Here is a 14,317-nt window from a genome sequence, read left to right as displayed (position 1 = left end):
ACCGTGTTTCCACACTGATCTGTAGCATCCCATTTACGTACAATCTCTCCACAGCCATCTACTACTGTATTACTTACTTCAGTGAATACTACTATAGCATTATTACAATTATCTGTTGCAGTGATGGTTGGTACTACTGGAATTGCTTCACAGTCTACACTTACATCAGTTGGTGTATCTGATAATACAGGATTTTCTGTGTCTTGAATAGTAATTATAATTGAGTCTGTTCCTGTTTTACCACAAGTATCTGTTACAGTAAACGTTCTTGTAACTGTAGTAATACATCCATCATCAGAACTAATTGCATCTATATAAGTTATACTTGCTATTGTTCCATCATCTGAAGCCGTATAACCAGTGGTAAAAAAGCTATCTTTTATATCTGAAGATTCTACTAAACTAAAAGAATATCTAGCATTAGTATTTGTAATATCGTTTTCATCACAACCTTCTAAGTCTAAAGTTTCAGGAACACTTATTACAGGATCTTCATCATCATTTGATACTAAGGTAATAGAATCTACTTCTTGACAACCATTGGCATCAGTAACGGTAACTGTATAAGTCCCCTCTGTTAACCCACTAAGGTCTTCTGTAGTTGCTCCTGTATTCCATAAGTAAGTATAATCTGCTGTTCCTCCTGATACTGTCAAGTCAATAGCCCCATCACTTCCTCCACAACTTAAATCACTTCCTAAAAGAGAAAGAGATAATATTGGTGGTTCTGTTATAGTAACATCCGCTAGTGCTATACAACCATTGGCATCAGTTACGATAACATTATGTGTTCCTACTCCTAAGCCACTTACGTCTTCTGTAGTGGCTCCCGTACTCCATAAATAGGTATAAGGAGCTTTTCCTCCTGTTACTGTTAAATCAGCTATACCATCATTAACCCCATTACAAGTAATATTCGTTCCAACAATAGCAGCTGTAGGAGTACTATCAATCGTAATATTTTTTATTATTGAGTTTGTATCACCATCTTCGTCGGTCACAATTAATGTTACCATCTTTGATCCTGCACTTGTGTAATTAACAAGATGAGGGCCTTCTGATGTTGCTACCATCGGAGAAGCATCCGTTCCAAAACTCCATTCATAAGTTAAAACCCCATCTCCTCCTGTAGAAGTATTTGTAAATGTTGCTCCTTGAAATCCGCTATCGTTAGTTCCACAATTATATTCAAATGTAAAATCTGGTGCTATTGGTGTTTGTACATCAATTGGTGGTAAGTTCTCGCCAGAACACTTGGAAGTTTGTGTAGCACATCCTGGTCCTACAACACTTCCTGGTGTTTGCCAAGAAAGATAAACGTCTGTTAAAGTTAATTCTTCACCACAAGTGTAATTTATTAATTCAAACATTTGATAAGTACCTGGACTAATTGAACCTGAGATTCCAATACTAATCTTATCAGTACCTACATAAACATTTCCGTCTTTATCAATTTTATCTGTACCATTCATCAAGTAAAACTGCATGTATAGGTCAATTTTACTTGCTGCTTTTGAAATATCTACATATAAATAAACGTTAGAGAGCTGTTGCCCTACTGTACACGTGCTTATTGGATTTCCATTTATGTCTCCTATATAAACACTCCCTATTTCAACATCCTGAGCTCCACACCCAGAAAGGCTACAGGGACTCTGCATAGATACTGTTGTTTGTGAAAAAATATAGTTAGCACTAAACAACAAAAGTATCAGCATTAATTTTCTTAAATGAGTAGTTTTCATTCCCATACCTTAACTTTTAAAATTTAACTTTTAAATACTCTAAACTTCTTTAGGTATTACTCTTATCAAGTCTTAGTGTTAGCTAAAACCATTTTACGGGGATAGGGTAAAATGGGGGTAGTTGGGGTAATTAAGGGTTACGCATTTCTGAGTATTACAAGAATGTAATACATCAATAATACACAATGGGTATACAATAAAATTTTTTGAGGAAACTAAAATAATACTGAGTGGGAATAGTATTATTTTGAGGGATTAACGTTTTTTAAGTTCTAAAAACTGTTATACCAAAAGTAGCACTTATTTTTAGGTTTAAAAAATGAAATGTTAAAAAAGGGGGTTTTCCCCTATGGCCATACAGGTAAAAAATATGTTCTATATATTTTATAATACTTCTTTTTTAATTAGGTAATTTTGCAGTATGATACAAAACGATACAATTATTGCTTTAGCAACACCAGCAGGGGTTGGTGCTATTGCTGTTATTAGACTTTCTGGGGAAAAATCGATAAAAATTGTAGATTCATTTTTCTCTTCTATAAAGAAAAATAAATCATTATTAAATCAAAAATCTCATACCCTACACTTAGGTCATATTGTAAATAATGGAGTGGTTATTGATCAAGTTTTAGTATCTATTTTTAAAAATCCACACTCTTACACTGGCGAAGATGTAGTAGAAATTTCGTGTCATGGTTCTAGTTTTATTCAACAAGAAATCATTCAACTTTTCTTACAAAATGGTTGTAGAATGGCTGATAATGGCGAGTTTACTATGCGTGCTTTTTTAAATGGTAAAATGGATTTATCGCAAGCTGAGGCAGTGGCCGATGTTATTGCTTCTAATTCTGCTGCTTCTCATCAAATGGCAATTCAGCAGATGCGTGGAGGTATCACCAATGAATTAAAAGAGTTAAGAGCTCAACTATTAGATTTCGCTGCATTAATTGAGCTTGAACTAGATTTTTCTGGTGAGGATGTTGAGTTTGCTGATAGAACCAAATTTAAAGAATTGGTTGCTAAGATATCAGCTGTTTTAAAGCGTTTAATTGATTCTTTTGCTTTTGGAAATGCTATGAAAAATGGAATTCCTGTTGCTATTATTGGAGAACCTAACGTTGGTAAATCTACGTTGTTAAATGCCTTACTAAACGAAGAAAAAGCTATTGTATCTGATATTGCTGGTACTACTCGTGATGCTATTGAAGATGAACTAATTATTGATGGTGTTGTTTTTCGTTTTATAGATACTGCTGGTATTAGAGAAACTGAAGATGTTGTTGAGAGTATCGGAATTAAAAAAGCTTATGAAAAAGCAGAAAATGCACAACTAATTATCTTTTTAATTGATTCTAATAAATACATACACTCAAAAGAATTATTTTTAGAAGAAATAGCAACTATTAAACAGCGTTTTCCTAATAAACGTTTGTTAGTTATTGCTAATAAAATAGATACATTATCTTGCCATGATTCTTCTATTTTACAATCAGAAATTGAAAACTTAATTCTACTTTCTGCTAAACAAAATATTGGTGTTGATGAGTTAAAACAAGAACTTATTTCTTTAGTGAATACAGGTGCTTTAAGTAACAATGAAACAATTGTTACTAACTCACGCCACTTCGAGGCATTAAACCATGCTCTAGAAAGTATTAATTCGGTAAAAAATGGAATTGATTTAGATATTTCTTCTGATTTATTTGCTATTGATATTCGAGAATGTCTACGACACTTAGGAAATATCACTGGTGAATATGATGTTGACAAGGATATTTTAGGTCATATTTTTGGGAATTTCTGTATTGGCAAATAGATTTTCTTTCCTTTAATACTACTTTGTTTTCTTTTTACAACTAAAAGAAAGAATAAGAAAACAACAATATTTATTTCACAGCTAATTTTATTTCTCTTAAATTTATTAATTACTATTTATTTTTACCTTTGCACTATAATGCGAAGAGCAATTCAAATAAAAGCATCTTTTTTATTAGCTATTTTTAGCTTAATATTAGTGCATCAGTCGATTCCTCATTATCATCATGAGCATCAATCTGATGGAGAAATTGCTAATCATCATCATTCTGACACTACTCACGAACATCATCACAATCATTCTGATGAGCAGGATAAAGCTGTAGTTACTAAGAGTATTTTAAATGCTTTTTTAGAGTTCCATTCTCATGGTAATACGCTTGTTAAAGATCATTTACCGAGCTACACCATTCTTAAAAAGCAAAAGTCTTTTGATGTAGAATTGGCTTCAATACCTATTCTTGATGATAATTTTGGATATGTAGATGTTCAGAAAAAAAACAAACTACCATTATATACGCCACCAGATATTGTTTATAAAACATACTTGGCTGGGTTAGAATTACGGGGTCCTCCTGTATTGGGATAAACACGCACTACAAATAGCCTAAAAGGCTATAATACTGTTTAACCTAATAATATAATACAATGAATAAACGTATAGCGTTCACACTATGTGGATGCCTATTCTATATGTTTATGACTGCACAAGAAACTCACTTTAGTAGTCTTTTTAAACAGATAGAACAAAACAATAAAGAGTTGAAAGCTTTTAAGTCTTTTACAGAAAGTGAAAAGTTAAAGACAAAAAGCACTAATAACTTATCTGATCCGGAAGTAATAGGGTATTATTTACCTTTTGCTTCTCAAAGCAATGCTTCTGATTATACCGAATTTGAAATATCTCAATCTTTCGAATTTCCAACAGTTTATGCTGCAAGAAAAAAATGGAGCAACTTAAAAGCAGAGGAATTAAATTATAAGTATAATGAACTTAAACAAAGTATATTACTAAAAGCCAATAAGCTATTGGTAAAAGTTATTTCTCTAAATAAACTGAAGAAGATTAGAGAAAACAGACACCAAAAGAGTAAAAAGGTTTACGAGCAAGTTTTAGCATTGTACCAAAAAGAGCAAGTTGGAATTTTAGAACTTAATAAAGCTAAAATAACTTGGATACAAGTACGATTTCAGGTTGAAAAAACTGAACTTGAACAAGCGTCTTTATTAAAGGAATTAGCAAACTTAAATGGAGGCAAATCCATCGAATTTAATCAAAATGATTATTTAGAAAAAAGCGCTATTGAAACCTTTGAAACGCTTTGGAACAATAAGCTAACAAAAGATCCTTTATTAAATTATTATAACGTTCAAGAAAATGTCTCTTTACAGCAAATAAAAGTAGCGCAACAAAAAATCTTACCCAATTTAACATTTGGATACAATAACCAAGGAATTTCTGGAAATCGTATTTCAGGAATTATGGGTGGTATTTCTATTCCTCTATGGAGTACAAAAAACAAGGTAAAAGCTGCTAAATACAAGCATCAATTTCAGGTAGATAATAAACGGTCTAAGGTTTCTAATATAGAAGCGAAATACTTTCAGCTTTATAATAGCTATGTGTTACTACATAAAAAGTACACAGACTATAAGAACACCATGGCATCATTGAATAGCGATGAACTTATTTACAAAGCGTATGAATTTGGTGAGTTTTCATTTATGGAATATCATCTTGAGTTAGACTTTTATCATAAAGCTATAGATGAAATGCTTAATATGGAATTGGAATTACAGCTTTTAAAAACTGAATTATACAAACACACATTATAACCATAATTAAATTTAAGAACATGAGAAAAATTAAATCAATTTTAGCGCTATTAACGTTAACAGCCTTTGTTTTTATTGGCTGTAAAAACGATAAAAAAGAGCATGGTCATGAACATGATGCTAACGGCAAGCATGTTACTACCGAAGTAAAGAAAGATGAAAGTACCAATGTACAAGAAAATGAAACTACAATTACTGTAAAAGCAGGTAGTGCATTAGAATATAAATTCAAAATTAATAACGGAGAAGTGTTAAGTTATAAATGGTCTTCTACTGCGCCGTTAGTTTTTGATTTTCATGGAGACCCAGAAGAAAAGGATAAATATCCAGAGGGTTATTTTAAGAGCTATTCTAAAGGAACATCTACTGGAGAAGAAGGAAAAGAGACTATGGCTTTTAAAGGTTCTCACGGATGGTACTGGAAAAACACTTCAGATAATGATGTAAAAGTGACTTTAGCTACTAAAGGAAACTACATTATTATTGGAAAAATTCAATAACACTAAAACAAAACAGAAATGAAAAATATGGTTATAATTTTGTGTTGTGTATTCGTTTTTTCTTGCAGCACAAAAAAAACTACAAATGCTACTGCAACTCTAGAAGAGTTTCCTACTAAAAGCGAAACTCTATGGACAGATAAGACAGAGCTTTTTGTAGAGTTTCCTGCATTAGTGGTAAACGAACCAAGTAGGTTTGCAGCTCATTTTACACAATTAAAAAAGCACCTTCCTGTTACTGAAGGAAGTGTAACGGTAAACTTGATTAAAAAAGGGGAAGTTGTAGCTACTCATACTGTAAATGTTCCTAGTTCTCCAGGTATATTTTCACCAACTATTACACCTAAAACACAAGGGAATTTTCAATTAATATTTAAAATAAATACTCCAACATATAAAGACGAGTTAATTATTGAAGATGTCATAGTTTACCACAGTAAAGCTATTGCTATTGAAGCTTTGGGGACTTCCAACGAATCTGGAGGGATTACATTCTTAAAAGAACAGGCTTGGAAAATGGACTTTCAGACAGCTCCTGTGCTAAAAAAAGAAGTTCATGAAGCTATTAAAACTTTTGGTATTTGGGAAGCCGCTCCTAGTGATTTTGAAACTTTGGTAGCTAATGCTAGTGGTAAAGTTACTTTTACAAAAAATATTACCGTAGGTACTTCTATTAAAAAAGGAGAAACTATCATGACAATTTCTAGTCGAGGTTTTGTTTCTAATAATTTAACTGTCGAATTAGAAAAAGCTAAAGCTGTTTACCAGCAATCTGAGGCAAATTACAATCGTAAAAAAGAGTTATTTGATTCTAAAATTATAGCAAAATCAGAGTGGGAACAGGTAGAACGTGATTACACAATAGCTAAAGAAAACTATCAAAATTTAGCTAAAGGATATTCTAGCAAAGGAAAAGGGATTAGAGCTCCTTTTAATGGATATATACAATCGCTAAATGTTAGTAATGGAAGTTATGTTTCCGAAGGAAGTTCACTATTTATAATCACCGATTCTAAATCTAGCTTGCTAAAAATTCAGGTAAGTCCGAAATATTCTAATATACTTCAGCATATAGATAATATTTGGTATCAAACTGATGACACTAATTGGTCTAATATTAAAAGTACAAATGGAGAAATTCTATCAGTAGATAAAACCGTTTCTTTAGAAAAACCGATGCTTTTAGTATATGCTAAAGTAAATGATGCTATTAGCATGCCAATTGGAGGTGTTACACAAGCAACCTTATCTGTTGGCAAACCAGAAATAGGATTGGTTATACCTACTTCAGCTTTATTAGAAGATTATGGAAACTACACCGTTATTGTTCAATTATCAGGAGAAAGTTTTGAAAAAAGACAAGTTACTATTGGAAAACAAAATGGTGATGAAGTTCAGATTTTATTAGGGCTTAAAGCGGGTGAATATGTAGTTTCTAAAGGAGCATATCAAGTAAAAACAGCATCAATGTCTGGTGAAGCTCCAGCACATGGTCATGCACATTAAAAGGAAGTAGTATGTTAAATAAAATATTATCATTATCACTTCAAAATAGGTTAATGGTGCTATTAGTTACTGCATTTTTAAGTATTGCAGGAATCTATTTAGCAAAAAGTATGAATATCGATGTGTTTCCCGATTTAACTGCTCCAACAGTTACCATTCTTACAGAAGCACACGGAATGGAATCTGAAGAAGTAGAAAAGTTAATAAGCTATCAGTTAGAAACAGCAATGAACGGTTCGCCTAATGTACGTCGTATACGCTCTTCATCTGCTGCTGGAATTTCTATTGTTTGGGTTGAATTTGAATGGGGTACCGACATTTATAAGGCAAGACAAATAGTAAGTGAACGTATACCTATGGTTCGTGAAAAGCTTCCTAAAGAAGTTGGTACACCTACTCTAGCCCCTATTTCTTCCATAATGGGAGAAATTATGCTATTGGGTATTCGATCTGAAGAAATGTCTCCAATGGAAGTCAGAACTTTAGCCGATTGGACTATTAGTCCACGTATAAAATCTATTGGAGGTATTGCTAATGTTATTGTTATTGGTGGTGAGTATAAGCAATATCAGGTATTGGCAAATCCAAATAAATTGAGCCAGTACAATATTAGTATTCAAGAACTTTTAGAGAAAGTTAGAGAGAGTAATATAAATGCTCCAGGAGGTATCTTAAATGAATATGGAAACGAATATATTATAAAAGGAAGTGGACGTGTTTATAATTTAAATGACTTAAAGGAAGCGGTTGTAAAGCAAGTTAATGGTCAAACTATTAAGGTTAAAGATGTAGCTACCGTTGTTATTGGTGCTGCTGATAAAATCGGTGATGGTTCTTTGAATGCCAAATCATCGGTAATCATGACTATTTCAAAACAACCAGGAGTAAACACCTTACGGTTAACTAAGAAATTAGATGAAGCTGTAGCAGATCTAAAAACTACTTTGCCAAAAGGTGTTACTGTAGAAAATCAGATATTTAGACAGTCTGATTTTATTCAAGCTTCTATTAGCAATTTACAGAGTACCTTATTAGAAGGCGCATTTTTTGTAGTGATTGTATTATTCATTTTCTTAATGAATTGGCGTACAACTGTTATCTCATTATTAGCAATTCCAATTTCTTTATTGGTATCAATTATCATATTAAAAGTATTAGGATATACCATTAACACCATGAGTTTGGGAGGTATGGCAATTGCTATTGGTGCTTTAGTAGATGATGCCATTATTGATGTAGAAAATGTATTTAAACGATTACGAGAGAATATAAAGAAACCTAAAGAAGATAGACTCTCAGTAATTGAAGTAGTACGGGAAGCATCTATAGAGATTAGAAGTTCTATTATTATAGCAACACTTATTATTATTGTTTCGTTTGTACCATTATTTTTTCTAAGTGGTATGGAAGGACGTTTATTAAAACCATTAGGTATTGCTTTTATAACGTCCGTATTAACATCGTTAATAGTGGCCGTTACTCTAACTCCTGTTCTGTGTTCTTATTTATTAAAATCTGAAAAGGTATTGAGCAAACAAGCTGAAGGTACTCAGGTGGAGAAATGGCTTCAAAAGCACTATTTAAAAGCTTTAGATTACGTACTGAAGATTCCTAAACTTGTATTAACCACCACGATTATAGCGTTTTTAGGTTCGTTAGTGATGCTCTCACAATTGGGAAGAAGTTTTTTACCTGAATTTAATGAAGGCTCTTTAGTAATTAGTATGGTGGGTATACCAGGGATGTCTTTAGAAGAAAGTAATAAAAATGGTAAACTGGCGGAACAATTACTATTAAGTATGCCCGAAATAGATGTGGTTACCAGACGAACAGGTAGAGCTGAACTCGATGAACATGCACAAGGTGTTAATGCAGCCGAAATTGATGTACCATTCAATTTAAATGGAAAATCTAAGGAACAGTTTTACGAAGAAGTCCGAAATAAACTGAGTTTAGTTCCTGGTGTAAATATTACCTTAGGACAACCCATTGGACACCGTATAGATCATATGTTATCCGGTACTCGTGCCAATATCGCTATTAAGATATTTGGAGAGGACTTATCTAAACTTTTCGATTTAGGAAAAGCTATTGAACAAAACATAAAAGAGATTGATGGTATTGCAGATGCCGCAGTTGATCAACAAATTGAAGTACCACAGATACGAATTGTTCCTAAACGTCAACTATTGGCTGCCTTTGGAATGACCGTAAATGATTTGTTAGAACAAATGGATATTGCCTTTGCAGGTGAAACTGCTGGAGATATTTATGAAGGACAAAAGTTTTTTGATTTAATGATACGTTATGAAAAACCTTATAGAAATTCTCAAAAAGCCTTATCTAATGCTTTAATTTCTTTACCTAACGGTCAAAAAATCACGTTAAGTGAGCTTGTTTCAATACAGTCTGTTAGTAGTCCTAGCAGTGTGAGTAGAGAAAACGTACAACGTAAAATCGTGGTTGCTGCAAATGTTCAAGGTCGCGATTTACGTTCTGTTGTAAATGATATTAAAACCAAGATTAATAACAACGTTAACTTACCAGAAGGCTATCGAATAGAATATGGCGGGCAATTTGAAAGTGAAGCAAAAGCTTCTCAATTACTTTTAATGACTGCTCTTGTAGCTATTCTTGTAATTTTATGGTTATTGTATTACGAGTTTAAAAATTTAAAACTGGCTTTTATCGTTTTACTCAATTTACCCTTAGCTTTAATAGGTGGTATACTGATTGTTCATTTTACCTCTGGAATTGTAAACATTGCAGCTACAATAGGCTTTATTAGTCTTTTTGGTATTGCAACAAGAAATGGAATTTTATTAGTTTCAAGGTATGAAGACTTAAAAAATGAAGGAATAAAGGGTATAGTTTTGTTAAAAAATGGAGCTATAGATCGATTAAACCCTATTTTAATGACCGCTTTTACAACGGGGTTAGCTTTAATTCCGTTAGCTTTAAAAGGTAATGAAGCGGGTAATGAAATTCAAAGTCCAATGGCAATTGTTATTTTAGGTGGATTGCTTTCTGCAACACTATTAAACTTAATAGTAATTCCTTGTGTTTATCAATTAGTGAATTCAAAAAACGAGCGTTACCTTTAAGGTAACGCTTTTGTTTTTTTAAATTCTAATAAAAGAAAACAAAATCTTCCACCTCTACTCCACCTTAACCTGCTGAATACACTGATTTTATTAACATTATTACTTTTTGTATCGGAAAGTAAGTTTATTTTCTCAAATTTATAACGGTTTACTACGCTTATAAAACAAATTTCTATCTACTTACATGGGTTTATAATTTTACTATAAAATTTTAAACTTAAAAAATGGGACTATACATTACTAGCGGAGCACTAGCTAGCTTTAAAGAAATGGATGAAGAAGCTTTTCAGCATTACTCTTCAGTATTTAAAAACATCAACAAATTATTAGAATTAAATGGACTTACACCTTACGAAGAACCAGCTGAATTAGAAGATGGTCCTTTAGAACTTGGTGGATTTTCTTACGATTTTATTCATCACTTAAGACGTTTTTACGCTTATTGTGCCGAATATGAAGATTGGACTCCTACTCCATTTAGCCCTAACAGTGAGCCTAATGAAGATTCTATTATAGATGACCATGCATCATTATTAACTTGTCATCTTATATGTCATTCAGATTGTACAGGTTTTTATCTTCCTGTGGATTTTATCGATATTATTTTTGATAATGATGAGACTCCTATTGATGGTGCAATGATTGGTTCGTCATACACACTTTTTAAGGAATTGAAATTTATAGCAAATAAGCTTAATATTCAACTAGATGAAGAAGATACTATTGTAAATATTGATGCTGTAAATAAATCAATAAACACAGAAGAAGACTTTTGGAGAGAGAAACTAGTTTGGTGTGAATTATTTAAAGCTGCAAAGCATAGTATTCGCAACAAAGCAGCAATCATTTTTCATTAAAAACTTCAATAATTAATAAAACACATCTCATAAATGGAAAGAGAGATAATAATACAGTCACAAGAAAAAAAATATCAAACTATAGGAAAGCTTACTACAAGTAAAATTATTGATTTTTTTATCGAAAGTGAAAACGAAGCTTTACTCCATAAGTTTCAAGGTCAATTTTACCCGTATCGTCATTATGATATTAATGCAACACTAACAAAAGCTTTAAAAGGAATAGACAAGCAAAAAATTGTTGATGCTTATTTTCACGCCTCTAGATTAGGTATTATTACAAAAGTAAAAGAAAACAATTATCCCCTTTTACAAAAAGGTATTGAAAGAACACTATCCTCAATTGGAAAAGGATATAATATTAATGTTTTAAGACCTAGTACGGTATATTTACTCTTTGGAGTGAACTCACTAAATGACATAGAAAACCTATACAATACAAAGTATAATGAGTTTTTAGAGAATTTAAAGTTTGTTACCAAGGTTAACTCTTATACAAGTTATCCTAGTCTAAGAAGAAAACTAAAAGCATCACTTTTCTTAGAGAATCCTATACTTTTAAAAAGGGCTCAAAAAATGACTCCTTTCTATAATCAATTTAATTTTGAAACAGCTGGAGCATTGGTTCTACTATTAGTTGACTCTTCAAAAACTTCAAAACAAGTTCTTTTAGAATATCATAAAACAGACTTACCTAGAGAAACAGTTTGGGTTCTTGGTAGTTTTTATAAAGATTTTAAAACTTCCGAAGCAAATAAGCTACTTCTTAACAACTTATATAATAAATATCCTACGGAATGGGTTGACGAATATTATAACTCTATTTACTAGTAGTTTTATAAGTATTTTTGCTTTATGGATTCACTTACACAAATTGTTCTTGGAGCAGCAGTTGGAGAAGCTGTATTAGGAAAAAAAGTTGGTAATAAAGCAATGCTCTACGGTGCTATCGCTGGTACTATACCTGATTTGGATGTGTATATTGGTAAGTTTTTCGACACTGTTACAGCACTTGAAATACACAGAGGTTTTACACACTCTGTTTTTTTTGCAATTGTTTTTGGGTGGATTTTCGGTTGGCTCATTTCCTTGTATGAGAAAAAAGCCTCCACAAAAGAATGGGCGTTACTCTTGTTTTGGGGACTTTTTACACACCCTATTCTAGATGCCCATACTACTTGGGGTACTCAACTTTTTTGGCCTTTAGACATACGGTTAGCTTTCAAAAATATTTTTGTTATAGATCCACTATATACAATACCTTTTTTAGTGTTTCTTTTAATGGCTATGTTTCAATCAAAAGCATCTAAAAAGAGAAGAAAATATAACAACTTAGGTCTTATAGTAAGTAGTTCTTATATGGCAATTACCATTATTGTCAAGGGAATTACTTATACTAAATTTGCGAATGCTTTAAAAGAACAAGAAATAGCTTATAAAGAAATAGAAACCAAACCAACACCCTTTAATACTATTTTATGGTCAGCAAATGTTGAAACTGAAGATGCTTACCTTATCGGTTATTATTCATTTTTTGACACTAAACCAATTGAGTTCTACTCCTATCCTAAAAATCATCACTTATTGGGTAATTACAAAGATGATACTTCAGTAAAACGACTCATTAAAATTACCAAAGGTTGGTATACTGTTTCTGAAAAAAACAATATGTTATACTTAAACGATCTTCGTTTCGGGCTTTTAAGCGTAGCTCCTAATTTTCAACAGTTTGCTTTTAGCTTTGAAATAGATGAAAAACAGGGTGAAATTATTATAAATGAAGTTCCTAGGAATCGTGAAAAAGCAAAACAATTATTAACAGATTTATGGGAAAGAATTCAAGGAAATTAATTGAGTAATTCCTAGTATATATCTTAAACTTACTGCTCTTTTATAAAGCAAAATTAATCAGATTTTAGACAAAATACTTTTACTTTTTTTCAACTGATTTTACTATTTAAAAATTAACTTAAATTAATTTTTTTTAAACAGTTTATTCGCGAATTTTGTTGTCTCAAAAAAAAAATAAAATCTTACCTATGAAACGTTACCTAAAACAATTAAGCTTTCTTCTTATATCATGTTCCCTATTTATTTCATGTTCAAGTGATGACAATATTGAAGAGCAAAAATATTTAAACATTCCAGATGCACAATTTGAGACTAAACTAATCAATCTGGGTATAGATTCTGATGGCATTATCAACCAACAACTATTAAAAAGTGACGCATTAGGGGTTATCAGCCTCGATTTAAACTCATCTAATGATGATATAATTACAGACCTAACAGGTATTGAAGGGTTTACTAATCTAAAAAAATTACATGCAACAGGAAATAATTTAACCACAATAGACTTGAGGTTTAATAAACAGTTAGATACTTTGGTACTTGCTGGTAATTACCTTAAAAATATTGATTTGAGTAACAATACAGAATTAATCAATTTAGACCTTGATGTAAATGAATTAAGTGTTATTACTGGGTTAAAAAATGCTACTAATCTAAAATCGTTAAGTCTATATTATAATTCATTAGAAACGTTAAGTATTGACAACCCTAATTTAGAAACCTTAAATGTTAGAGATAATTTCCTGGTGTCTTTAGATGTTAAAAAGGCAGTAAACTTAAAAACCATTTTAGCACAAAACAATAAGATTTTGGAAGTAGATTTTTCCGCTAATAAAGCTTTAGAAGTTTTAGCTTTATCTGATAACAAGCTTAAAAATATCGACTTGAAATCTAACAGTAATATTGAAGTATTATATTGTTCCAGTAATTTACTTACATCACTAGATATAAGTGGGTTGGTTAATTTGGATCGCTTAACCGTTAATTCAAATCCTAGCTTATTCTGTATTAAGATACATAGTGGTCAAAATATTCCCATGTTTTCTAAATCTGATTACCAAGAATTTAACACAAGTTGTAATTAATAAAATCTTGCTATGATA

Annotated in this window: 10 protein-coding genes and 1 pseudogene; 10 read left to right on the top strand and 1 reads right to left on the bottom strand. The window is 31.6% G+C overall.

Annotation, left to right across the window (positions count from 1 at the left end; translation table 11 throughout):
- Nucleotides 1–1,751 (bottom strand): annotated as a pseudogene (locus LCI24_RS12665) (hypothetical protein); the annotation flags it as partial.
- 415 nt (nucleotides 1,752–2,166) lie between these two features.
- Here LCI24_RS12665 and mnmE point away from each other — a divergent pair.
- The 10 genes from mnmE to LCI24_RS12615 all read left to right on the top strand — a co-directional run bounded on the left by mnmE (nucleotide 2,167) and on the right by LCI24_RS12615 (nucleotide 14,299).
- Nucleotides 2,167–3,561: a tRNA uridine-5-carboxymethylaminomethyl(34) synthesis GTPase MnmE gene (gene mnmE, locus LCI24_RS12660; RefSeq protein ID WP_274640702.1), complete on the top strand. Its 1,395-nt coding sequence runs from the start codon at nucleotides 2,167–2,169 to the stop codon at nucleotides 3,559–3,561.
- 138 nt (nucleotides 3,562–3,699) lie between these two features.
- On the top strand, nucleotides 3,700–4,149 hold the full coding sequence (locus LCI24_RS12655) for a hypothetical protein (RefSeq protein WP_274640701.1): 450 nt from the start codon (nucleotides 3,700–3,702) through the stop codon (nucleotides 4,147–4,149).
- 59 nt (nucleotides 4,150–4,208) lie between these two features.
- Nucleotides 4,209–5,396 (top strand): TolC family protein, encoded by a 1,188-nt coding sequence (locus tag LCI24_RS12650; RefSeq protein ID WP_274640700.1) that lies wholly within the window; start codon nucleotides 4,209–4,211, stop codon nucleotides 5,394–5,396.
- Nucleotides 5,397–5,416: 20 nt separating this feature from the next.
- The gene (locus LCI24_RS12645; RefSeq protein WP_274640699.1) at nucleotides 5,417–5,896 is read left to right on the top strand and encodes a hypothetical protein; all 480 of its coding nucleotides are present in this window, start codon (nucleotides 5,417–5,419) and stop codon (nucleotides 5,894–5,896) included.
- A gap of 18 nt (nucleotides 5,897–5,914) precedes the next feature.
- Entirely contained in the window at nucleotides 5,915–7,402 is a 1,488-nt protein-coding gene (locus LCI24_RS12640) for an efflux RND transporter periplasmic adaptor subunit (RefSeq protein ID WP_274640698.1), read from the top strand.
- A gap of 11 nt (nucleotides 7,403–7,413) precedes the next feature.
- Complete coding sequence (locus LCI24_RS12635) at nucleotides 7,414–10,506, top strand: efflux RND transporter permease subunit (RefSeq protein ID WP_274640697.1); 3,093 nt, start codon at nucleotides 7,414–7,416, stop codon at nucleotides 10,504–10,506.
- Nucleotides 10,507–10,730: 224 nt separating this feature from the next.
- A complete protein-coding gene (locus LCI24_RS12630; RefSeq protein ID WP_274640696.1) occupies nucleotides 10,731–11,363 on the top strand; it encodes a hypothetical protein in 633 nt (210 codons plus the stop codon).
- 33 nt (nucleotides 11,364–11,396) lie between these two features.
- Complete coding sequence (locus LCI24_RS12625; protein ID WP_274640695.1) at nucleotides 11,397–12,194, top strand: hypothetical protein; 798 nt, start codon at nucleotides 11,397–11,399, stop codon at nucleotides 12,192–12,194.
- A gap of 24 nt (nucleotides 12,195–12,218) precedes the next feature.
- Complete coding sequence (locus LCI24_RS12620; RefSeq protein WP_274640694.1) at nucleotides 12,219–13,214, top strand: metal-dependent hydrolase; 996 nt, start codon at nucleotides 12,219–12,221, stop codon at nucleotides 13,212–13,214.
- Between the two features lie 188 nt (nucleotides 13,215–13,402).
- Complete coding sequence (locus LCI24_RS12615) at nucleotides 13,403–14,299, top strand: leucine-rich repeat domain-containing protein (protein WP_274640693.1); 897 nt, start codon at nucleotides 13,403–13,405, stop codon at nucleotides 14,297–14,299.
- Nucleotides 14,300–14,317 lie beyond the last annotated feature (18 nt).

Source organism: Tenacibaculum larymnensis, from assembly GCF_028829235.1.
Classification (GTDB): Bacteria; Bacteroidota; Bacteroidia; order Flavobacteriales; family Flavobacteriaceae; genus Polaribacter; species Polaribacter larymnensis.
Note: the sequence above shows the minus strand (reverse complement) of the source record. Positions and strands in the feature narration are given on the sequence as shown.

Bases quoted from the DNA above. Each gene is read 5' to 3' on its own strand.
- mnmE (WP_274640702.1), top strand. From the start codon at position 2,167: ATGATACAAAACGATACAATTATTGCTTTAGCAACACCAGCAGGGGTT.
- LCI24_RS12655 (WP_274640701.1), top strand. From the start codon at position 3,700: ATGCGAAGAGCAATTCAAATAAAAGCATCTTTTTTATTAGCTATTTTT.
- LCI24_RS12650 (WP_274640700.1), top strand. From the start codon at position 4,209: ATGAATAAACGTATAGCGTTCACACTATGTGGATGCCTATTCTATATG.
- LCI24_RS12645 (WP_274640699.1), top strand. From the start codon at position 5,417: ATGAGAAAAATTAAATCAATTTTAGCGCTATTAACGTTAACAGCCTTT.
- LCI24_RS12640 (WP_274640698.1), top strand. From the start codon at position 5,915: ATGAAAAATATGGTTATAATTTTGTGTTGTGTATTCGTTTTTTCTTGC.
- LCI24_RS12635 (WP_274640697.1), top strand. From the start codon at position 7,414: ATGTTAAATAAAATATTATCATTATCACTTCAAAATAGGTTAATGGTG.
- LCI24_RS12630 (WP_274640696.1), top strand. From the start codon at position 10,731: ATGGGACTATACATTACTAGCGGAGCACTAGCTAGCTTTAAAGAAATG.
- LCI24_RS12625 (WP_274640695.1), top strand. From the start codon at position 11,397: ATGGAAAGAGAGATAATAATACAGTCACAAGAAAAAAAATATCAAACT.
- LCI24_RS12620 (WP_274640694.1), top strand. From the start codon at position 12,219: ATGGATTCACTTACACAAATTGTTCTTGGAGCAGCAGTTGGAGAAGCT.
- LCI24_RS12615 (WP_274640693.1), top strand. From the start codon at position 13,403: ATGAAACGTTACCTAAAACAATTAAGCTTTCTTCTTATATCATGTTCC.